This is a genomic window from Mesorhizobium loti (assembly GCA_014189435.1).
Lineage (GTDB): Bacteria > Pseudomonadota > Alphaproteobacteria > Rhizobiales > Rhizobiaceae > Mesorhizobium > Mesorhizobium loti_G.
Genome location: CP050293.1, coordinates 6,597,285 through 6,617,808, shown reverse-complemented (window position 1 = coordinate 6,617,808; position 20,524 = coordinate 6,597,285). Strand labels below are relative to the sequence as shown.

Genomic DNA, 20,524 nt, shown 5'->3' with positions numbered 1-20,524 from the left:
GCCAATCTCCAGCGTAGCAAGATGGGTGCCGAGGTTGCGGCCAGCCCCCTTCTCCCCGTCACTATACGGGGAGAAGTGCCCGGCAGGGCGATGAGGGGCAGCGCCAACTTCGACAATTGGCAGTCTCGGCCATAGATTGGAAACTGCCGTTGGTCCAAAGTGATTGCGATCCTCTCAGGCCAACCTGACGCTCTCGCCCAGAAAGTCGAGAAAGGCGCGCACCCGTGCCGGCAGATGCCGGCCCTGGCCGACATAGACGGCGTGGGTGGGCTCCTCGTCGCCGGGATTGAATGCCTCCAGCAGCGACACCAGCCGGCCGGCGGCGATATCGGCCGCCACATGCCAGCGGGCCAGCCGGGCGATGCCCGTGCCCGCCAGCACCATCAGCCGCATCGCCTCGCCATCGCTGACCAGCGTGTTGCCGATGATCGGAACCATGATGGCGCGGCCTTCCGCGTCGAGGAACGGCCAGCCATCGACATGCCGCACGAATCCGAAACCCATGCGGTTGTGCCTGTCGAGATCGGATGGCGTCAGCGGCATGCCGTGCGTCTCGAGGTAGGAAGGTGCTGCAACGACCACCACCGGGCTTTGCCCGAGCTTGCGTGCCACCAGCCGTGACTCGCTCAGCGGCCCGGCACGGATGGCGACATCGGCGCGTTCCGCCATCAGGTCGATGACGCTATCGGTCAGCACAAGATCGACCGAAATCTCCGGATACCGTTGGAGGAAGCGCGGCAGCAGCGGGATCAGCCGATGCACCCCGAAGGGCACGTAGCTGTTGACGCGCAGCCGTCCGCGCGGTGCCGCGCCCGCCGCCGCCTCCTGCTCGGCCGCCGCCATGTCGGCGAGGATGCGCAGGCCGCTCTCGTAGAACGCTGTGCCTTCCGGCGTCAGTTGCAGCTTTCGCGTCGAGCGGCTGACCAGCCGCGCGCCAAGCCGGGCCTCCAGCCGCGCGATCAGCTTGCTCACCGCCGAAGGCGTCATGCGCAGTTCGCGCGCGGCGGCTGAAAAGCTTCCAGCCTCGACGACGCGCACGAACACTTCGATCTCGCCGGAGCGATTGATGTCGGGCCTGGCCATTTGTGAATCTATTTCACAGAAAATGTGCCCAGGGCAAGTCTGGTTCACAATGCATGGCAACACGATCTCAGGGGCCGGGGCGCGGGACGGCGCTCTTCGTCATCGAAGTGGAACTCGCCATGCCTCTTGCTCTCTACGCTCTCGCCGCCGGCGCCTTCGGCATTGGCGTCACCGAATTTGTCATCATGGGTCTGCTGCTCGATGTCAGCAAGGATCTCGGCGTTTCGATCTCGGCCGCCGGCCAGCTCATTTCGGGCTATGCCCTCGGCGTCGTCATCGGCGCGCCCTTGCTGACCATCGCCACCGGCAACTGGCCACGCAAGACCGTGCTTCTGGCGCTGATGGCGATCTTCACGCTTGGCAATCTCGCCTGTGCGCTGGCGCCCGACTACTGGACGCTGATGGGCGCCCGCATCATCACCGCCTTCGCCCACGGCACCTTCTTCGGCGTCGGCTCCGTCGTCGCCACCGGCTTGGTCGCGCCCAACAAGAAGGCCTCGGCGATCGCGCTGATGTTCACCGGCCTGACCATCGCCAACATTCTCGGCGTGCCCTTCGGCACCTGGCTCGGCCAGGCTTTCGGCTGGCGGGCGACCTTCTGGGCGGTGACATTGGTCGGCCTGGCGGCCTTCGCCGTCATCCTGGCCCTGGTGCCGCGCAGCCGGACGGCGCCCGAAAAGAGCGACCTGCGCGCCGATCTTGCCGTTTTGCGCCGCACGCCCGTCCTGCTCGGTCTTGCCACCACCGTGCTCGGCTATGCCGGCGTCTTCGCCGTCTTCACCTATATCGCTCCATTGTTGACTGAGATCAGCGGCTTCAAGGAAGCGGCCGTGTCGCCGATCCTGCTCGTCTTCGGCGGCGGTCTCATCGCCGGCAATTTGCTTGGCGGCAAGGTCGCCGATCGATGGCTGGTGCCGGCCGTGCTGGGCAGTCTCGTGGTGCTGGCACTGGTGCTCGCCACCATGACCTTCGCCATCCACAGCCAGGTGATGGCCGTCATCTATGTCGGCCTGCTCGGCGCTGCCGCCTTCGCCACGGTGGCGCCGCTGCAGATGTGGGTGCTGGACAAGGCGCAAGGTGCCGGCCAAAGCCTCGCCTCGTCCTTCAACATCGCCGCCTTCAATCTCGGCAACGCCGCGGGCGCCTGGCTTGGTGGTGCGGTGATTGCCCACGGGTTTGGTCTGGGTTCCCTCACCTGGGTCGCCGCCTTGCTGCCGGTCGCGGCCCTCGGCGTGGCCGGACTGGCGCTGCGTCTCGATCGTACCGCCACGCTCGGCGAGCCTGCCACCATTCGGTCGTGACCGTCCTCGGCAAACCCGCTTTCGACACCCTTCATTCCACACCACCAGGAGTAAAAAGATGAACTATCGACGTCTCGGTGCATCGGGCCTGAAAGTGCCCGCACTCTCATTCGGCGCGGGAACCTTTGGCGGCTCCGGCCCGCTGTTCGGCGCCTGGGGCAACAGCGATGCCAGGGAAGCGCGGCGGCTGATCGACATCTGCCTGGAGGCCGGCGTCAACCTGTTCGACACCGCCGACGTCTATTCGAACGGCGCCTCGGAAGAGGTGCTTGGCGAAGCCATCAAGGGGCGCCGCGACGCCGTGCTGATCTCGACCAAGACCTCGCTGCCGATGGGCGACGGCCCGGCCGACTACGGCTCGTCGCGGTCGCGGCTGATCAAATCCGTGGACGCCGCGCTGACCCGTCTCGGCACCGACTACATCGACCTTTTGCAACTGCATGCCTTCGATGCCGGCACCCCGATCGCGGAGGTTCTGTCGACGCTGGACGAACTCGTGCGCGCCGGCAAGCTGCGCTATGTCGGCGTCTCCAATTTCTCCGGCTGGCAAGTGATGAAGTCGCTGGCGCAAGCCGACAGCCAAGGCTACCCGCGTTATGTCGCGCATCAGGTCTACTACTCGCTGGTCGGTCGCGACTATGAGTGGGAACTGATGCCGCTCGGCCTCGACCAGGGCGTCGGCGCATTGGTGTGGAGCCCGCTTGGCTGGGGCCGCCTGACCGGCAAGATCCGCCGTGGCCAGCCCTTGCCGGAAAAGAGCCGGCTGCACGACACGGCGAGCTTCGGGCCGCCGGTCGAGGACGAGCATCTCTACCGGGTCATGGATGCGCTGGACGCGGTGGCGCAGGAAACCGGCAAGACCGTGCCGCAGATCGCCATCAACTGGCTGCTGCAGCGCCCCACCGTGTCGTCGGTCATCATCGGCGCCCGCAACGAGGAACAGCTGCGCCAGAATCTCGGCGCCGTCGGCTGGACGTTGACGCCGGAGCAGATCGGGACACTCGACGCTGCAAGCGAAGTCACCGCGCCCTACCCGTATTTCCCCTATCGCCGCCAGGAAGGCTTTGCCCGGCTCAACCCGCCAGCGGTGTGATTAAGTCGCAGTCCCACGTTCCGGGGCCGCCATAGACATTGGGGGGTAGCCGTAGCCCCTCAACTTCGTCATCCACGGGCGGAGCAGCCGCGAAGCGGCGTCGCGAAGACCCGAGGATCCATGCCGCGACCTTGGCCGTAAAGTGCAGCGGAGCAGAATTCTGCACCGTTGTGACGCTTCGGAGTCCCGGCATGGATCCTCGGGTCTGCGCCGCGTCGCTTCGCTCCTTGCTTCGCCCGTGGATGACGACGCGATGGGCGTTTGCGCCAACCACTAGTGGTCGATAAAATGCCTGCCTACTGCTCTCAGTGCAGCACGAACTCGCCGTCCACCTTGCGCCATTCATTCGGCGCGATCAGCTTCTGGTGCGTGTAGCTGATCGAATGCAGCGGCCCGTCCAGCTTGGCCTTCCAGAATTCGATGAACCGTATCAGCACCGGAAATTCCGGAGCGAGGTCATAATCTTGCCAGATGTAGCTCTGCAGCAGATGCGGATGGTCGGGAAAGTGATAGAGAATCTTGGCCGTGGTCAAGCCATAGCCTTTGAGCATCAGGTCCATTTCGGAATGGTCGCGCATGGCAGTCCCCTTGGGCGGTCCCTGGTTGAGTCTCCTTTCCTCCCAACGTCAGAGTGTGCGCGCCGTTGCTTAACTGTCTATTGATTTTTCCTGATCAAGAACAGGTTTTCCGCGCGAAAACATGCAGTTAGCAGCGAGCTTGTCCGAGTGCTGACAGCCCCGGAGAAGCCCCCTGCGGCATCCCGCCGCGCGAATCCAACGTCTAATATTGCGATCACAGACGAACTGGTAATAATGCCGCCGAATTCGCGGGCAGCTCTGCCGCGATCCCACCGGCGTTTCAAGCCGGCGGATTGGTTTGGGAGGAAAGTCAGGAATGTCCGAGGTTCATGTCCATCGCGTCCAGCCGGCGTGGAAGAAAAACGCGCTGATCGACAATGACACCTACCTGAAATGGTATGCCGAGAGCGTCAAGTCACCGGACAAGTTCTGGGGCAAGCACGGCAAGCGCATCGACTGGTTCAAGCCCTTCAGCAAGGTCAAGAACACCTCCTTCGACGGCAAGGTCTCGATCAAATGGTTCGAGGACGGGCTGACCAACGTCTCGGTCAACTGCATCGACCGGCACCTGAAGAAGCGCGGCAACCAGACCGCCATCATCTGGGAAGGCGACAATCCCTACGACGACAAGAAGATCACCTACAACGAGCTCTACGAACATGTCTGCCGGCTCGCCAATGTGATGAAGAAGCACGGCGTCAAGAAGGGCGACCGCGTCACCATCTACATGCCGATGATCCCGGAAGCGGCCTATGCGATGCTGGCCTGCACGCGTATCGGCGCCATCCACTCGATCGTCTTCGGCGGCTTTTCGCCTGACGCGCTGGCCGGCCGCATCGACGACTGCAAGTCGACCTTCGTCATCACATCAGACGAGGGCCTGCGCGGTGGCAAGCCGATCCCGTTGAAGGAGAACACCGACAAGGCGATCGAGATTGCCGCGAAAGCCGGAACGAAGGTCGAAAAGGTCGTGGTCGTGCGCCGCACCGGCGGCAAGACCGGCTGGGTGGCCGGACGCGACGTCTGGTACCATGACGAGATCGCGACGGTGAAGGCCGAGTGCAAGCCGGAAAAGATGAAGGCCGAGGATCCGCTGTTCATCCTCTACACGTCTGGTTCGACCGGCAAGCCTAAGGGTGTGCTGCACACCACCGCCGGCTATCTCGTCTACGCCTCGATGACGCATCAATATGTCTTCGACTATCATGACGGCGACATCTACTGGTGCACCGCCGATGTCGGCTGGGTCACCGGCCACAGCTACATCGTCTACGGCCCGCTCGCCAACGGCGCCACCACGCTGATGTTCGAAGGCGTGCCGAACTATCCGTCGCAGTCGCGCTTCTGGGAAGTCATCGACAAGCACAAGGTCAACATCTTCTACACCGCGCCGACGGCGCTGCGCGCGCTGATGGGCGCCGGCGATGCGCATGTCACCAAGACATCGCGCAAGTCGCTGCGCGTGCTGGGTTCGGTCGGCGAGCCGATCAATCCTGAAGCCTGGGAGTGGTATTTCAACATCGTTGGCAACGGCAAGGTGCCGATCGTCGACACCTGGTGGCAGACCGAGACCGGCGGCATCCTGATCACGCCGCTGCCCGGCGCCACCGACCTCAAGGCGGGTTCGGCGACGCGGCCGTTCTTCGGCATCAAGCCGCAGCTGGTCGACGGCGAGGGCAAGGTGCTGGAAGGTGCCGCCGACGGCAATCTGTGCATCACCGATTCCTGGCCCGGCCAGATGCGCACCGTCTATGGCGACCACGACCGCTTCATCCAGACCTATTTCTCGACCTACAAAGGAAAATACTTCACCGGCGACGGCTGCCGCCGTGACGCCGACGGCTATTACTGGATCACCGGCCGCGTCGACGACGTCATCAACGTCTCCGGCCATCGCATGGGCACGGCCGAAGTCGAATCCGCACTGGTCAGCCACGACAAGGTCTCGGAAGCCGCCGTCGTCGGCTATCCGCACGACATCAAGGGCCAGGGCATCTACTGCTACGTCACGCTGATGGCGGGTGAGCAGCCGAGCGAGGAATTGCGCAAGGAGCTGATCGCCCATGTCCGCAAGGAGATCGGCGCCATCGCTTCGCCCGACAAGATCCAGTTCGCGCCCGGCCTGCCGAAGACGCGCTCGGGCAAGATCATGCGCCGCATCCTGCGCAAGATCGCCGAGGACGATTTCTCTGCCCTGGGCGACACCTCGACGCTCGCCGACCCGGCCGTCGTCGAAGACCTGATCGCCAACCGTCAAAACAAGAAGGGCTGATGCAGGACGAGGCCGCGCTGGGCACTGTCAGTGAGCTCTGGCGCTATCCGGCGAGTTCGCTTGCCGGCGAGCGCCTGGAGGCGATTTCGGTCGAGGTCGAAAGCATCGACGGCGACCGCCTGTTCGGCCTTGTCGACGTGTCCGACAATGAAATCGCCCGGCCGGACCGCGACGCGAAATGGCACAAGGTGCCGCGCATTCGCACCCGGCTGTCACCGGCCCGCGAACTCGAGATCGCCGTCCCGGACGGCGGCTGGCTGGCTGCGCCGGGTATCGAGAGCGACCGCGCGGTGTCGGCCTATCTCGGCTTCGAAGCCTCGATCCGGCCGTTTCGCCGTGAGAATGCCGCGTCCGGCTATTCCGGCCCGCTGACGGCGGAGCGTTATCGCAAGGCGCCGATCCATCTGTTGACGACGGCTTCGCTGGCGCGCCTGAAGGCACTGCATCCGGAAGGCGCCCCCGACCCGCGCCGTTTTCGTCCCAACATCGTCGTCGACATGGCGGCAATCGAAGGGTCGTTTCCCGAGACGGAATGGATCGGCCGCAAGCTGGCGATCGGCGACCTGCTGCTGACCATCTCGGAACCCTGTCGCCGCTGCGGTTTCACCATCATCGCCCAGGACGGCTTCGAAAACGATCCGGCGATCCTGCGCAATCTGGTTCGCCACAACGCGCACAATCTCGGCGTCTATTGCACGGTCGATCGGCCGGCCAGCGTCGAGATCGGCGACACGATGCGCTTCATCTGATCATTGATACAGATCCGCCCGCGTCGGCGGCAGCCCGCTCGGGCCACGCGCGCGCTTGGTGACGACGGTCTGGAAAATCTGTGCCGAGGCGCGTTCGAAGGTGATCGAACAGCCCGTCAGGTAGAGCAGCCATAGCCGCGCCTTGGCTTCTCCCACCTCGGCGATTGCCTCGTCAAAGCGTGCGTGCAGGCGCTCCGCCCACAGCCTGCAGGTGCGGGCATAGTGTTCGCGCAAATTCTCGACATCGTGGACCAGAAAACCATGCGCCTCGAGATTGCCGAGCGTCATGCCGATCGTGTCGACCTCGCCACCGGGAAAGATGTATTTGATCAGCGCCTTGTATTCCGCGCCCTTGCGCAGCGTCTTCTTCGCGCTGCCCTTGCCGCGCCTGGTGATGGCATGGTGCAGGTAGATGCCGCCCGGCTTGAGCAGGCGATGGACGGTCGAGAAATAGGCGGCATGGTTGGCAAGGCCGAGGTGCTCGAACATGCCGATCGACGAGATCTTGTCGAACGAGCCGGAGAGTTCGGCATAGGATTTTATCTCGATGGTGATGCGGTCCTCCAGCCCCTCGGTGCGAATGCGCTTGCGGGCAAGATTGGTCTGCGCCTCCGACAGCGAGACACCACGGCCGATGACGCCATAGTTCTTCGCGGCATGGATGAGCATCGCTCCCCAGCCACAGCCGATGTCGAGCAGTCGTTCGCCAGGCTTCAGCCGGAGCTTGCGACAGATATGGTCGAGCTTGTCGGTCTGCGCCTGGTCGATGCCGTTGGCGAAATCCTTGAAGTAGCCACAGCTGTAGACCATGCGCTCGTCGAGGAAGAGCCGGTAGAAGGCATTCGAGATGTCATAGTGATGCTGGATCGCTTCCTGGCTCGAACCGCTGACGAAGGGATTACGCCCCGAAAGATCGGTCCGCGCCGTCATCTGTTTCCTTGAAAACAGCACGGCCGGCAGGTCACGCAGGATTGCCAGCTTTGGCAAGGTCTTGAGTTTCGACCCGAGCTTGCCTTGCGAAGGCAGGGCGTAGAAATCAAACAGCGATCCGTCTTCGACATCGACGGCCTTGGAAATCCACATCTCGATCAGTGTCGAGAAGTTGGGTCGGCGAACCATCTGCCAGACAATGTCCGGGTCGTTGACGGTGAGTACAGGGCCGGTGGCGGGGCCAATCCGCTCGCCGGTCCACAGCTTGACAGCAAAGCCCGGCTTCAGCGTTTCAACAACCGTTCGAACGATCCGCGCGGCCTTGTCGGTGGCGTCCATGCTTCCTCCCCGAAGCCAGAGCGCCAATGTTGTCTGTTTGCCCCTGGACTGCAAGCCGCCCGTCAGGCCAAAGCCTGTCTGGCCAAGCCTGTCTGGAAAGACACACACCCGGCTTTTTGAGGGTGGCACCTTGCCATTTGCTGCAACGCACCCCATCATGAGTATGTGTTCAACAAATCGAAAGGAGGTGATCCGATGTCGAGTGATTTCGTTTTCCAGAACGTGGCCTCAGCGGATTGCACTTTCGGGAAGCAGTCTTCCCGTTAAGGCGCGAGATGCGCGGCGGGTGACCTCTTGAGGTCATCGCCACAGGGCCGCGCCACGGACGGAAACACGGAAGGCCGCCAGCTTCGAAAGAAGCGGCGGCCTTTTCCTTTTGGACCATGATGCGAGCTGAAGACCGGCGCATCGCTTCCTCGCGATTGCTCCGGTCCGGGCTGCTATCTGGTCAGCGCCAGGGTTTCGATGTTGCGGGCAATCGCCTGGAAGGCGTTGTCCAGTTCGGCGCCGGTCGCGGCCTGGTAGAAATGCTTGATCGAACCGCTGTCGGCGCTGGCACAATCCTGCAGCGTCGCCTGGGCATTGGGTTCTGTCAGATCAAAGCCGATCGTGAATATCTCGATGCCCTTGTCGCGCATGGCGGCACAAAGCGTCTTTGCAGCTGTCCGGGTCGGCTCCTTGCCGGCGTTGTTGTAGACGTCCTCGACATCGGTGGCGTCGAAATAGGACAGGTTGAATTCACCATCGGTCATCAGGATCGCATATTTGGCAACTTTCTTCGGATCCATCCGGGCTGGCCGCTCCGAAGCTTTCATCACGCTGCGCCAGTTCTCCGAGAGCGTGTACCAGGTCCATTGCACGCCGATATGGCCAGCCGTGCCACCCGAAGCGACAAAATCCTTGATGACGTTCTTGAGTGTATCGGCGTTGGCCGTCAACGGCACCACCGCTGCAACCGGGCAAGCCGCGGTCCTCCCACCTTGAGGACTGCTGATGAACAACGACAACAGATAGTCGCGGTTGACCATGCTGGAATCAGGACCGGCGTCGGAATATTGATCGGCGCCCTTTCGTTCGGTGGCGCAATTGTCCGGGCGCACCGGGGCTGAAGCAAGTTGCGCGCTGGTGTTGCCGGGCGCCTGCTTGCGCTGGCTGGCATCGGTTTCGACATAGACGCTGCTGGCGGCGAGCGCCCCCGCATTGACCGAATTCGCATAAGGCACGATTGCAACGCGCACCCTTGGCTGGGTCGGATCCTGGTTGTTGCCCAGGAAACTGTCCACCGCATTGCTCGCGGCCGCCTTCAGATCCTTGATTTTCCGACCTTCCATGGACCCGGTCACATCGAGCATCATCGCCACTTCGATGGTCTTGTCCGAATAGAGCGCCGTTGTGGAAGCAGTGACGCGCTTCATGTCACCCATATCGAAAATCGGGAAATACAGGGCGACGTCGACATGGGCGTCCGCCCGGACCGTCTTGGTGCCCTTGTTGACAGTCAGCTTGTCGAGCACGATCTGGTCGGCCTGCAGGATGCCTGCCTGGCTGTTGGCGTCCAGAAAGGCCTGCACGGATTTGTCGGCATCGGCTTGCTTGATGGCGCCGGTCGTCAGGTCGCGCGCTGTCGACGTGACTGCGGCGTCGAGCGCGCCCTGCAGGCTCGATCTGGCATTGTGAAGTTGCGTTACGTTGACGGAGAAGCCGACAGCGAGCAACAAGACCGGGGCGCCAAGGCCGAACAAGATCGCGAAATTTCCACCACGATGTCTGGCGAAAACGCCGACCGCGTGAACAAGCCCCCCGTAATTCCGCATTGTGCAACCTCCACTCACCTCAGCCTCGTCGTCGTGGGAAGAACAGTGCGGAATTCCAGCCCGGTGACGCCCCCAAATGGCAAAAGACCAGCAGTTCGCTAACAACTCATTGTCTTGTTTGGTTTCGAGTTGCGTAGAGGTGAACGGCTGGTAAACAGAAGATACCTGCCGGGCGCGAAGCGGTCGGATCAAATACCCTGGGAGACTAGGCCAGCATCTGCGCGCTGACCGTCCTGTCGATGCCGTGATAGGGCGGGTTGAACAAATTGCCTTCCTGTTCGTAGGTCCACACCTTGAACAGGCTGAGCCGGTGCGGGCCGAAGCTATGCAGCAGCGGCACATCGGTGGCGTCGCGGCCGCGCGCGATGACGATGCGCCCGGCCCTCGGCGTGTTGTGGCGAGCATCGAACGTGTACCATTTGCCGTCGAGGAACACTTCCAGCCAGGCCGAGAAATCCATCGGCGCCGGATCGACCGGCACGCCGATATCACCGAGATAGCCGTTCACATAGCGCGCCGGAATGTTCATGCAGCGGCAGAGCGTGATCGCCAGATGGGCAAAGTCACGGCAGACGCCGACCCGCTCCTCATGCGCCTGCGCCGCGGTGCGGGTCGAGCGGGCATAGCCATAGCCGAAGGACAGCCGGTTGTGGACATAGTCGACGATCGCCTGCACGCGCGCCCAGCCGGGCGGGAGATGGCCGAAGAGCTGCCAAGCCAGGCCACTCAGATGATCTGTCTCGCAATAGCGGCTGCCCAGCAGATAGAAGAGCACCTCGTCGGGCAATTCCGCCACCGGCACTTCCCTGGCCAGCGTATTGACCTCGTCCGTCTCGCCGCTGTCCTCGACGACCGCGTCATACAGGATGCGAAAACCACCGGCTGGCGCCGTGAAGCGGCGGCAGGCATTGCCATGCAGATCGTGGTAGAGCTTGGTCGGCACAGAAGGCGAGGTCAGCACGCGCGTCTGCCGCTTGATGTCGGCCTGGCGGTCCTTGTGGATCTCGAGCAGCGAAATCACGGGGGTGGCGTCGGTGCATTCGATGGCGATTTCATAGCCGATCCGGATCAGCATCGCAGTCCCCCTTCGATCGTCGTGGAAAACAGTTTTGCTCAAACGCGAAAAGACCGGCTGTGGTTCCCTGGGCCGATCGAAAAGCTCGGCCCGTGTCTTCCCCTGCCGTGGCCGAGACGATAGGTTCGGGAACGCCACAAGCGCCCCCCGGACTCAAGGAAAATCATGTATTCAGGCAGAAAATTCGCGGCCTTCCTCTTCGATATGGACGGCACGCTCATCAATTCCATCGCCTCGGCGGAACGGGTGTGGAGCGATTGGGCACGCCGCCAGGGCCTCGACGTCGCCGCCTTCCTGCCGACGATCCATGGCGTACGGGCGATCGAGACCATCACCGGCCTGGCACTCCCGGGCGTCGACCCGGCGCACGAGGCTGATCTGCTGCTGAAGGCCGAGGCGGCCGATCTGGATGGCATTCTCCAGATCGCCGGCGCAGCCGCGTTTCTCAATTCGCTGCCCCCCGAACGCTGGGCGATTGTCACCTCCGCGCCGCGCGAACTGGCGCTGTTGCGCATGCAGGCTGCCGGCATCCCTGTCCCGACTGTCCTCGTCGCGGCGGAAGATGTCTCCCGCGGCAAGCCGGCGCCCGATTGCTTCCGGCTTGGCGCGGAACGGCTCGGCTTCGATGCGCGCGATTGCCTCGTATTCGAGGATGCTCCCGCTGGCATCACGGCAGCCGAGGCGGCGGGCGCGGCGGTCATGGTCATCAACGCTACGCACAAGCATCCATTGCCGACCCAACATACCGAGATCGCAGGCTACGACACGGTCGGCATCACCATCGACGAGCATGGCTGGATCGCGCTCGAGCCGCAGCGCAGCGCCGCCTAGGGCAGCATCTAGAAATCGCTGGTCAGGCCCTTTACCTCCCAGTCGCCATAGCGTCCGGGCTCCTTGCCGCCGCGGCCGCCGATTTCGCGAGGCGCAGAGGCTTCCTTTTCCAGATACTTAACGCGTCTTGCTTCGGCTTCCGCGAGCGCACGGCTGGCTGCCGGCGTCAGCGCCTTCGGCGAGACATCATTGCCAGGGTCGGCGTCGGTTTTACTGGTTTCGTCGTTCATGCGATATTTCCAGCGGATTGAAACAGGACCAGGCGTTTCCCATCATATAGCGATGAACTCACACGGATCGACCCCCTTTCACAGCCAGTTGGACAGGAGCAGACGATGAACACCATCCGCACCGCCATGCTTCTTGCCGCGATGACCGCGCTGTTCATGGGCGTCGGCTTTTTGATCGGTGGAACCGGCGGCATGATGATCGCGCTGCTGATCGCCGCCGGCACCAACCTGTTCAGCTACTGGAACGCCGACAAGATGGTGTTGTCGATGAACCGTGCCGTCGAGGTCGACGAGAAGAACGCGCCCGAATATTACGCCATCGTCCAGGCAATGGCCAAACGGGCCGGCCTGCCGATGCCGAAGACCTATCTGATCGACAACCCGCAGCCGAACGCCTTTGCCACCGGCCGCAATCCGCAGAATGCGGCGGTGGCTGCCTCCACCGGCCTGCTGCAGGCTTTGACGCATGAAGAAGTCGCCGCCGTGATGGCGCACGAGCTCGCCCATGTGCAGCATCGCGACACGCTGACCATGACGATCGTCGCCACCTTTGCCGGCGCCATCTCGATGCTCGGCAATTTCGCCTTCTTCCTCGGCGGCAATCGCGACAACAACCCGTTCGGCTTCGTCGGCGTGCTGGCGGCGATGATCGTGGCGCCCTTCGCCGCCATGATCGTGCAGATGGCGGTCAGCCGGACCCGCGAATACGAGGCCGACCGACGCGGTGCCGAAATCTGTGGACACCCGCTCTGGCTGGCAACGGCCCTTGACAAGATCGCTCGCGGCGCCGAACGCATCCGCAACCCGGATGCCGAGCGCAACCCGGCAACCGCGCATCTCTTCATCATCAATCCTCTTTCCGGCGAGCGCATGGACAGTCTGTTTTCCACCCACCCGAGCACCGACAACCGGATCGCCGCCTTGCAGGCGATGGCGCAGCAGATGCAAGGCAGCGAAACCCAGGCCGCTCCGCGCCGGGCTCCGGCGCCACGGCAGGCGGACGAACAGCGGCCATCCGGCCCGTGGGGCGAGGCAGCACGGCCCGAGCAGCCGGCGGAGCCCGCCACGCCGAAAACCAACCCGTGGGGGCGCAACCCGACCGGGCCCAAGGGCCGGTGGTCGTGAGCGTGGCGGACAGAGGACCTCGACGCACGGTTTCAGGTGATCCGGAACACAGGGACGGCGGCGACTTCGTTGCCGGCCTTGCCGCCCGCAAGGCGGCGGCGCGCCTGCTTGCCGCCGTCATCGATGCCAGGACGCCGCTCGACGGCCTGACCGATCACGAAAACGGCCACCCGCAATACAAGGCGCTCGACCTGCGCGATCGCGGCCTCGTGCGCGCCATTCTGGTCACCGCGCTGCGCTATCGCATGACCATATCAGGGCTGCTGGCGCGGCGCCTGGAGAAGCCGCTGCCGCCCAACGCCACCGCGCTGTCGCACATCTTGCATGTGGCGGCGGCCCAGATCCTGTTCCTCGACATTCCCGACAGTGCCGCCGTCGACATCGCGGTGACCCACGCCAAGTCCGATCCGCGCACGCAGCGTTTTTCCGGTCTCGTCAATGGCGTACTGCGCACGCTCGCACGCGCCAAGGAAACCGAACTGCCTGCCGCCCTTGCCGCCACCGACGAGGCGCCCAAATGGTTTTCCGACCGGCTGAAGGCCACCTATGGCCCAGACAAGGCAAGGCAGATCCTGGAAGCCCACCGCGTTGAGGCGCCGGTCGACTTCTCGGTCAAGGCCGATCCCGAGCTTTGGGCGGAAAAGCTCGGCGGCATCGTCCTGCCGACCGGCACGGTCCGGGTGGAGAATCTCGTTGGGGCCGTCACCGAACTGCCAGGCTTTGCCGAGGGCGCGTGGTGGGTCCAGGACGCCGCGGCCAGTCTGCCTGCACGACTGTTCGGCGATGTCAGGGGGCTTCGCGTCGCCGATCTCTGCGCCGCGCCCGGCGGCAAGACCGCGCAGCTGATCGTTGCCGGCGCGAAGGTCACCGCCGTCGACACGTCAAAAAACCGGCTCGTGCGGCTGACGCAGAATCTCGACCGCCTCGGCCTGTCGGCCGAAATCGTCCAAGCCGACCTGCTCAAATATGAGCCGGAAGAACTGTTCGACGCCGTTCTCCTCGACGCGCCTTGCTCGTCGACCGGAACGGTGCGGCGGCACCCCGACGTGCCGTGGACCAAGACGGCGGCCGATGTCGAAAAACTCGCCGACCTGCAACGCAAGCTGCTCGCCCGCGCCGTCACGCTGGTGAAACCTGGCGGCAGGATCGTCTTTTCCAACTGCTCGCTCGACCCGCTCGAAGGCGAAGACCTCCATCGCGCCTTCCTGGCCGGCACCGCGGACATAGCCGACGATCCGCTGCGGCAAGGCGAGATCGCCGGCATCGATCCATTCCTGACGCCGCAAGGCATGCTGCGCACCACGCCCGCCGATCTTGAGCTAGGCTCACCCGGTGTTTCCGGTCTCGACGGCTTCTTTGCCGCTCGCATGCGACGTGTGGCCTAGCGCCAAAGACGGGCTGAGATTCAGGTCAGGCCGTCTTAAAGCATGTCGTCGAGAGACCAGTGCTTGCCCCAGCGGGCGTCGATTTCGTCGTCGACGTTTTGGTAGCGGATATCGGTGGACAGCCGGATGTGTCCACTCAGGCTCTGGTTCGTTGTCGAGGCATGAATCATGTAGGGCGAGTGCAGAACGACATCGCCTGCTTCGAAATCAGCCACCAGCCAGCGCGTATCGAACCGTTCCGCCATGTCCGGAAGATCCTTCGACACCCAGCCACCCTCGGTCATGTTGCGGTTGTAGGCACTGATCCGCTCCTGAGCGTCCAGATCGGCATTGTCCCGGCTGAACTGGGCTTCCATGCCGACGCCAATCGCGTGCGAACCTTCGAGGTAGACGAGACCGCCCATGTCGACTGAAATATCGCCGATCGGAATCCAGGCCGTGACGACACGGCTGGTGCCGCCGCGAAGATAGACGAGATCGTAATGCGCCGGCGTCGCGACGGACGTGCCGGGCTGGGTGAAACGCATGATCTTGCGCTTGTGCAGGTAGGACAGCCCACCCAGGAATTCGTCCATGAAACGGCACAGGGACGGCTGCGCGCAAAACCCTTCATAGGCTGCCGAGCGAACCAGCGACATCAGGCGTCGGTCGGCGCCTTGGCGGTCAAATGTGCCGGCTGCCGCTATGCCAAGCCGGGGATCCGTGCCGGGCTCGAGCAGCCCGGTGTCGGCCATGAGCGAAAACACCCAGCCGCGAAAATCGACCACGTCTTTGCGCGGCAGCAAACCCTTGAGCCAGACATAACCCTGCCCGGCAAAGAGCTTGCGGATCGTCTCGACACCGACGGAGGGGTCGGTCGGGGAAAGATATCCCAACCGGTCTTGCGCCATCGACAAGAGCTTGCCATCGGCCACCAGATCGACAGCAGGAACGACGTCTTTCGGTTGCGCCTCGCCGACGCGACTTGACATTTCAATCACCCATGGCTTGTCATCTTGGCTTAATACTGCCCTAGAGCTTCGGATTCTGGCCATGGACAGAATGCAAGGCTGGACTTTTCGCTCATGCTTGATCGACATTTTGCGCTGTACAGATCTCCGCCGGCCGCCGCAGGCGGCCTGTCGGTAACCGGGATCGGCCGGCATCTTGTCACGCAGGCAATCACGACCCGCAAGCTGCCGGATTTCGCCGTCGTTCTCGTCGAGGAAGGGCGCGGCTGGCTTGAAACAAAAGCAGGCGGCAGGCAGGCGATCGAAGCGCCTTCCTTGTTTTGGCTGTTTCCAGGCAGGACACATTCCTACGGCCCAAACGAGGCCGGATGGATTGAGCGCTGGGCGCTCTTCGAAGGCGCTCTGACGCGTGATTTCACACGGCTGCGTCTCATTGCCGAAGCCGCTCCCATTGTTGCCCTGCAAGACCTCGGTGAAATACAGCGTCTGTTTGACAGGCTGCATGGCGAGCTCGCGCTGGACACCGTGCTAAGTCACGCGGAAGCGGCTGCCACGCTTCATGCCATCGTCGTGCGGGCCGCCCGGCAGGCCGCCGGTTGGAGCAACCGCAAACGCGATCCCGATTTTCCAGGCGCCGCCGATTTTCGGCGCATCGTGGACACGTTGCGCAATTGCGCAAGCGATCAGGTTGACCTGAGCGCTTTCGCCATGAAATTCGGCATGTCGCCGGCAACGCTGCGCCGCAGGTTTGCGCTGGCCACCGGCATGTCACCCAAGGCATTTCAGTTGCGCATCCGGCTCGACCTTGCCAAGCAAATGCTGGTCGCCTCCGAGTCGTCCGTTGAATCCGTGGCGGCCGCGGTCGGTATCCACGATGCGTTCTATTTTTCCCGCCTCTTTCGCGATCGCGAGAAGTGTTCGCCCAGCGAGTTCCGTCGCCGCCACCAGCGTAGTTGAATGCCGCGACGAGGCCAGGAGCGCCTGAAATGTGCCGACTTTTTTAGGGCTGATCCGGCGGCAACAGAGTGAACTCTTTCACTTCAGTGGAATTCGCCTTCGCATAAGTTCTTGAATCATATAAACTTGGTGCCGGGGTAGAGGACAATCAGGAGGGGTTTTGGCACTCGCTGCCGGCAGCACGACGCGTCTGTGGACGCTTGTCGCGAAGGAGTTCTGGCGCAAAACGCGCCGGCGCCTGCGCGCCGGGCCTGTCTATCGCTGGCGCTATTCCGGCCGCACGCCGGAACGTGTGCTGATCGCGCCGCCGGACCTGCGCCTCGCCGACCCGCAGATCGCACTCGAGATCTATTACGGCCGCTATCCCCTGTCGGGGCATCTGGTCGAGACCGGCGGCAAGTCGCCTTTCCAGATCAACGTGCCCAATCATGGCTGGCAGAAGACGCTGCACGGTTTTCGCTGGCTGCGCCATATGCGCGCCGCCGGCACCGAGCTTGCCGCCGCCAATGCCCGCGCCCTGGTGTCCGACTGGATCGCCATGCATGGCAGCCATATTTCCGGCATCGCCTGGGAGCCCGGCACGACGGCCAAGCGCATCATCGCCTGGCTGCAACACTCCTCCGTCGTGCTGCAGGGCGCTGAGTTCCCCTTCTACCGCGCCTTCCTGAAATCGCTCGCCGTCCAGATCCGCTACCTCCGGTCGATGGCGCGCGAAATGCCCGACGGCAAGGACCGGCTGCGTGCCCGCATCGCGCTCGCCTTCGCCGCTTTGTCCCTGCCGGCGCCGGCATCGGCGCTGCGCGGTGCGACCCGCAACCTTGCCGAGGAACTCGACCGCCAGATCCTCGCCGACGGCGGTCACATTTCGCGCAATCCGATGGTCGTCCTGGAAATCCTCGCCGACCTTCTGCCACTGCGCCAGACCTATGCCAACCAGGCCGAAACGCCGCCGCAGGCCCTGATCGGCGCCATCGACCGCATGCTGCCGGCGCTGCGCTTCTTCCGCCATCAGGACGGCAGCCTCGCCCGCTTCAACGGCATGGGCGCCACCATCCACGACCGCATCGCCACCATCTTGCGCCACGACGATACCGCCGGCGCGCCGTTGCTGCATGCGCCGCATTCCGGCTATGAGCGCCTGTCGATGGGCGGCACCACGGTCATTGCCGACACCGGCCTGCCGCCGCCGGTCGATGTGTCAAACGCCGCACACGCCAGCTGCCTCGCCTTCGAACTGTCGTCCGGGCGCCAGCACTACATCGTCAACGCCGGCATCGATACCTACGGCGCGGCCGAGTTCAGGCCGCTGGCGCGCGCCACCGCCGCGCACTCGACCGCCACCATCAACGACACCTCGTCGGCACGCTTCAGCCATTCGCTGCGCGTCAACGACTTGCTTGGCTCGCCGCTGATTGGCGGCCCGCAGCATGTGCAGTGCAAGCGCACCGACCAGAAGGGCGTTCAGGGGTTCATCGCCCGCCATGACGGCTATGTCCCGCGCTTCGGCTTCCTGCATGAACGCGAGCTGAAACTGTCGGCGAACGGCAATGTGCTGGCCGGCAGGGACCGTTTCCAGCGGCCCGGCAATGCGGCGATCCGCAACAACGGCCGCGACTTCGTCACTGTCCGCTTCCACGTCCACCCCGACATCAACCTTTTACAGGACGAGCATGATCGCCTGGTGCTGGCCGCCGATCAGGCCGACACCTGGGTGTTCACAGCAGCCGAAGTGGTGCCGGAGGTCGAGGAATCGATCTATTTCGCCGGCCTTGGCGGCCCGCGCCGCAGCCGCCAGATCGTGCTTGCCTTCAAGGCCTCGGAAGTCGCCGAAGTCCACTGGCAGCTGACGCGCACCAGCATCGCCGGTTATCCGGAAAACAACTGAGCTTACCTGACCGCTAGTTTGATTTCCGGGCATCCTGTGCTACGGGCGCGGGCATCCATCACACCAGCCGTGAAAGGCCGCCAGCCTATGGCCGTCGCCGCCAAGAACATTCCCGCACCAGATCTCGTTCCCGTGCGTCGCGCCCTGCTCTCCGTCTTCGACAAGACCGGCCTCATCGATTTCGCCACGGCGCTGGCAGCAGCCGGTGTCGAGCTGGTCTCGACCGGCGGCACGGCAAAGGCGATCGCTGAAGCGGGCCTGGCGGTGCGCGACGTCTCCGAGCTCACCGGTTTTCCCGAGATCATGGATGGCCGCGTCAAGACCTTGCACCCCAGCGTGCACGGCGCGCTGCTTGGCGTGCGCGACGACCCGGAGCATTCCGCGGCAATGCGCAAATACGGCATCGAGCCGATCGATCTCGTCGTCTCCAATCTCTATCCGTTCGAGGAAGTCCGCCGCTCCGGCGCCGACTACGCATCGATCGTCGAGAACATCGATATTGGCGGCCCGGCGATGATCCGCGCCTCGGCCAAGAACCACGCCTATGTCGCCATCGTCACCGATCCCGGCGACTACGCCTCGGTGCTGAATGCGCTGGAGATGAACATCGGCTCGCTGTCGCTGGATTTCCGCAAGAAGCTGGCGGCCAAAGCCTTTGCCCGCACCGCCACCTATGACGCGGCGATCTCCGGCTGGTTCGCTGAAGCGCTCGAGATCGAACATCCGACATGGCGCGCCTTTGGCGGCAGGCTGGTCGAGGTGATGCGCTACGGCGAGAACCCGCATCAGAGCGCCGGCTTCTACGTCAATGGCGACAAGCGGCCGGGCGTCGCCACGGCGCGCCAGCTGCAGGGCAAGCAGCTGTCCTACAACAACATCAACGACACCGACGCCGCCTTCGAACTGGTCGGCGAATTCGACCCGGAGCGCTCCGCCGCCGTCGCCATCATCAAGCACGCCAATCCGTGCGGCGTTGCCGAAGGCACCTCGCTGAAGGCGGCCTACGCCAAAGCGCTTGCCTGCGACCCGGTTTCGGCCTTCGGCGGCATCGTCGCCGTGAACCGCGTCCTCGACGCCGAGGCGGCGGAAGAGATCGTCAAGACCTTCACCGAAGTGATCATCGCACCCGGCGCGACCGGCGAGGCCGCGGCAATCGTTGCGGCAAAGAAGAACCTGCGCCTGCTGGTCACCGGCGGCCTGCCGGATCCGCGCACGCCTGGCACGACGGTCAAATCCGTCGCCGGGGGCCTGCTCATCCAGGGCCGGGACAATGCCGTGGTCGACGACCTCGAGCTGAAGGTGGTGACGAAGCGCGCGCCGACAGCGGCCGAAATGGCCGACCTCAAATTCGCCTTCCGCATCGCCAAGCACGTCAAGTCGAACGCCATCGTCTACGTCAAGGACGGCGCCACCGTCGGCATCGGCGCCGGCCAGATGAGCCGGGTCGATTCCTCACGCATCGCCGCGCGCAAGGCGCTCGACGCGGCCGAGGCCGCCGGCCTTGCCGAACCGCTGACCAAGGGCTCGGTCGTCGCCTCCGACGCCTTCTTCCCCTTCGCCGACGGACTGCTGGCCGCGATCGGGGCCGGCGCCACCGCCGTCATCCAGCCGGGCGGCTCGATGAACGACAAGGATGTCATCGCCGCCGCCGACGAGCACGGTATCGCCATGGTGTTCACGGGCGTGAGGCATTTCCGGCACTGAGCTTTACCCTCCCCCTTGTGGGGGTGAGAAGCGGTTCGCGCAGCGAACGAAAAGCCAATTGCTTGGCTTTTCGAGCTTCGAACGCCCTGAGCCTGCGAAGGGCTCGGGGCTGAATTCTGAATGACCAATCGCCAGGCCGGGTCCCCGCTGCTCCGCAGCGTCCCGGCGTTCGCCGGCCTTTCATCGTGCCACTGGCACGATGAATTCGCTAACGCGAACCGGC

17 protein-coding genes are annotated in these 20,524 nt (G+C 63.9%); 10 read left to right on the top strand and 7 right to left on the bottom strand.

The genetic code is table 11. The features are described from left to right. Nucleotides 1-174 precede the first annotated feature (174 nt). Nucleotides 175-1,083 carry a LysR family transcriptional regulator gene (locus HB777_31745; protein ID QND68067.1) on the bottom strand — a complete coding sequence of 303 codons (909 nt, stop codon included), beginning with the start codon at nt 1,081-1,083 and terminating at the stop codon, nt 175-177. A 119-nt stretch (nt 1,084-1,202) separates the two neighbouring features. Here HB777_31745 and HB777_31740 point away from each other — a divergent pair, with 119 nt between their 5' ends. Further along, complete coding sequence (locus tag HB777_31740; GenBank protein QND68976.1) at nt 1,203-2,384, top strand: MFS transporter; 1,182 nt, start codon at nt 1,203-1,205, stop codon at nt 2,382-2,384. Nucleotides 2,385-2,442: 58 nt separating this feature from the next. Beyond that, the gene (locus HB777_31735) at nt 2,443-3,477 is read left to right on the top strand and encodes an aldo/keto reductase (GenBank protein ID QND68066.1); all 1,035 of its coding nucleotides are present in this window, start codon (nt 2,443-2,445) and stop codon (nt 3,475-3,477) included. 305 nt (nt 3,478-3,782) lie between these two features. Here the strand turns inward: HB777_31735 and HB777_31730 are convergent, their stop codons facing one another. Further along, nucleotides 3,783-4,055, bottom strand: a complete 273-nt coding sequence (locus HB777_31730) for an aspartate-semialdehyde dehydrogenase (protein ID QND68065.1) — start codon at nt 4,053-4,055, stop codon at nt 3,783-3,785. Between the two features lie 316 nt (nt 4,056-4,371). Between HB777_31730 and acs the strand changes: the two genes are divergently transcribed. Both acs and HB777_31720 read left to right on the top strand, forming a co-directional pair. Continuing rightward, on the top strand, nt 4,372-6,327 hold the full coding sequence (gene acs, locus HB777_31725) for an acetate--CoA ligase (GenBank protein ID QND68064.1): 1,956 nt from the start codon (nt 4,372-4,374) through the stop codon (nt 6,325-6,327). Further along, nucleotides 6,327-7,076 (top strand): MOSC domain-containing protein, encoded by a 750-nt coding sequence (locus HB777_31720; protein QND68063.1) that lies wholly within the window; start codon nt 6,327-6,329, stop codon nt 7,074-7,076. The genes acs and HB777_31720 overlap by 1 nt, the downstream gene beginning before the upstream one ends. On the opposite strand, the gene HB777_31715 is transcribed toward HB777_31720, so the two are convergent. From HB777_31715 to HB777_31705, 3 genes are all read right to left on the bottom strand, one after another. Then, entirely contained in the window at nt 7,077-8,345 is a 1,269-nt protein-coding gene (locus HB777_31715; GenBank protein ID QND68062.1) for a class I SAM-dependent methyltransferase, read from the bottom strand. Nucleotides 8,346-8,785: 440 nt separating this feature from the next. Next, nucleotides 8,786-10,159: a hypothetical protein gene (locus HB777_31710; GenBank protein ID QND68061.1), complete on the bottom strand. Its 1,374-nt coding sequence runs from the start codon at nt 10,157-10,159 to the stop codon at nt 8,786-8,788. Nucleotides 10,160-10,364: 205 nt separating this feature from the next. Next, complete coding sequence (locus tag HB777_31705; protein QND68060.1) at nt 10,365-11,234, bottom strand: transglutaminase family protein; 870 nt, start codon at nt 11,232-11,234, stop codon at nt 10,365-10,367. Between the two features lie 165 nt (nt 11,235-11,399). Between HB777_31705 and HB777_31700 the strand changes: the two genes are divergently transcribed. Further along, nucleotides 11,400-12,065 carry an HAD-IA family hydrolase gene (locus HB777_31700; protein ID QND68059.1) on the top strand — a complete coding sequence of 222 codons (666 nt, stop codon included), beginning with the start codon at nt 11,400-11,402 and terminating at the stop codon, nt 12,063-12,065. A gap of 8 nt (nt 12,066-12,073) precedes the next feature. Here HB777_31700 and HB777_31695 read toward each other — a convergent pair whose 3' ends face one another. Then, the gene (locus tag HB777_31695; GenBank protein ID QND68058.1) at nt 12,074-12,295 is read right to left on the bottom strand and encodes a DUF1674 domain-containing protein; all 222 of its coding nucleotides are present in this window, start codon (nt 12,293-12,295) and stop codon (nt 12,074-12,076) included. 105 nt (nt 12,296-12,400) lie between these two features. Between HB777_31695 and htpX the strand changes: the two genes are divergently transcribed. Continuing rightward, the gene (htpX, locus tag HB777_31690; GenBank protein QND68057.1) at nt 12,401-13,420 is read left to right on the top strand and encodes a zinc metalloprotease HtpX; all 1,020 of its coding nucleotides are present in this window, start codon (nt 12,401-12,403) and stop codon (nt 13,418-13,420) included. Then, nucleotides 13,411-14,805 (top strand): RsmB/NOP family class I SAM-dependent RNA methyltransferase, encoded by a 1,395-nt coding sequence (locus HB777_31685; GenBank protein QND68975.1) that lies wholly within the window; start codon nt 13,411-13,413, stop codon nt 14,803-14,805. The genes htpX and HB777_31685 overlap by 10 nt, the downstream gene beginning before the upstream one ends. Nucleotides 14,806-14,840: 35 nt before the next feature. Here HB777_31685 and HB777_31680 read toward each other — a convergent pair whose 3' ends face one another. Beyond that, the gene (locus HB777_31680; protein ID QND68056.1) at nt 14,841-15,776 is read right to left on the bottom strand and encodes a phytanoyl-CoA dioxygenase family protein; all 936 of its coding nucleotides are present in this window, start codon (nt 15,774-15,776) and stop codon (nt 14,841-14,843) included. A 93-nt stretch (nt 15,777-15,869) separates the two neighbouring features. Here HB777_31680 and HB777_31675 point away from each other — a divergent pair, with 93 nt between their 5' ends. From HB777_31675 to purH, 3 genes are all read left to right on the top strand, one after another. Further along, nucleotides 15,870-16,712: an AraC family transcriptional regulator gene (locus HB777_31675; protein QND68055.1), complete on the top strand. Its 843-nt coding sequence runs from the start codon at nt 15,870-15,872 to the stop codon at nt 16,710-16,712. Between the two features lie 160 nt (nt 16,713-16,872). Continuing rightward, nucleotides 16,873-18,597 carry a heparinase gene (locus tag HB777_31670; GenBank protein QND68054.1) on the top strand — a complete coding sequence of 575 codons (1,725 nt, stop codon included), beginning with the start codon at nt 16,873-16,875 and terminating at the stop codon, nt 18,595-18,597. An 87-nt stretch (nt 18,598-18,684) separates the two neighbouring features. After that, a complete protein-coding gene (purH, locus tag HB777_31665; GenBank protein QND68053.1) occupies nt 18,685-20,301 on the top strand; it encodes a bifunctional phosphoribosylaminoimidazolecarboxamide formyltransferase/IMP cyclohydrolase in 1,617 nt (538 codons plus the stop codon). Nucleotides 20,302-20,524: the final 223 nt, after the last annotated feature.

Excerpts from the sequence above, each read along its gene's own strand:
- HB777_31745 (QND68067.1), bottom strand. The coding sequence starts at position 1,083 with ATGGCCAGGCCCGACATCAATCGCTCCGGCGAGATCGAAGTGTTCGTG.
- HB777_31740 (QND68976.1), top strand. The coding sequence starts at position 1,203 with ATGCCTCTTGCTCTCTACGCTCTCGCCGCCGGCGCCTTCGGCATTGGC.
- HB777_31735 (QND68066.1), top strand. The coding sequence starts at position 2,443 with ATGAACTATCGACGTCTCGGTGCATCGGGCCTGAAAGTGCCCGCACTC.
- HB777_31730 (QND68065.1), bottom strand. The coding sequence starts at position 4,055 with ATGCGCGACCATTCCGAAATGGACCTGATGCTCAAAGGCTATGGCTTG.
- acs (QND68064.1), top strand. The coding sequence starts at position 4,372 with ATGTCCGAGGTTCATGTCCATCGCGTCCAGCCGGCGTGGAAGAAAAAC.
- HB777_31720 (QND68063.1), top strand. The coding sequence starts at position 6,327 with ATGCAGGACGAGGCCGCGCTGGGCACTGTCAGTGAGCTCTGGCGCTAT.
- HB777_31715 (QND68062.1), bottom strand. The coding sequence starts at position 8,345 with ATGGACGCCACCGACAAGGCCGCGCGGATCGTTCGAACGGTTGTTGAA.
- HB777_31710 (QND68061.1), bottom strand. The coding sequence starts at position 10,159 with ATGCGGAATTACGGGGGGCTTGTTCACGCGGTCGGCGTTTTCGCCAGA.
- HB777_31705 (QND68060.1), bottom strand. The coding sequence starts at position 11,234 with ATGCTGATCCGGATCGGCTATGAAATCGCCATCGAATGCACCGACGCC.
- HB777_31700 (QND68059.1), top strand. The coding sequence starts at position 11,400 with ATGTATTCAGGCAGAAAATTCGCGGCCTTCCTCTTCGATATGGACGGC.
- HB777_31695 (QND68058.1), bottom strand. The coding sequence starts at position 12,295 with ATGAACGACGAAACCAGTAAAACCGACGCCGACCCTGGCAATGATGTC.
- htpX (QND68057.1), top strand. The coding sequence starts at position 12,401 with ATGAACACCATCCGCACCGCCATGCTTCTTGCCGCGATGACCGCGCTG.
- HB777_31680 (QND68056.1), bottom strand. The coding sequence starts at position 15,776 with ATGTCAAGTCGCGTCGGCGAGGCGCAACCGAAAGACGTCGTTCCTGCT.
- HB777_31675 (QND68055.1), top strand. The coding sequence starts at position 15,870 with ATGCTTGATCGACATTTTGCGCTGTACAGATCTCCGCCGGCCGCCGCA.
- purH (QND68053.1), top strand. The coding sequence starts at position 18,685 with ATGGCCGTCGCCGCCAAGAACATTCCCGCACCAGATCTCGTTCCCGTG.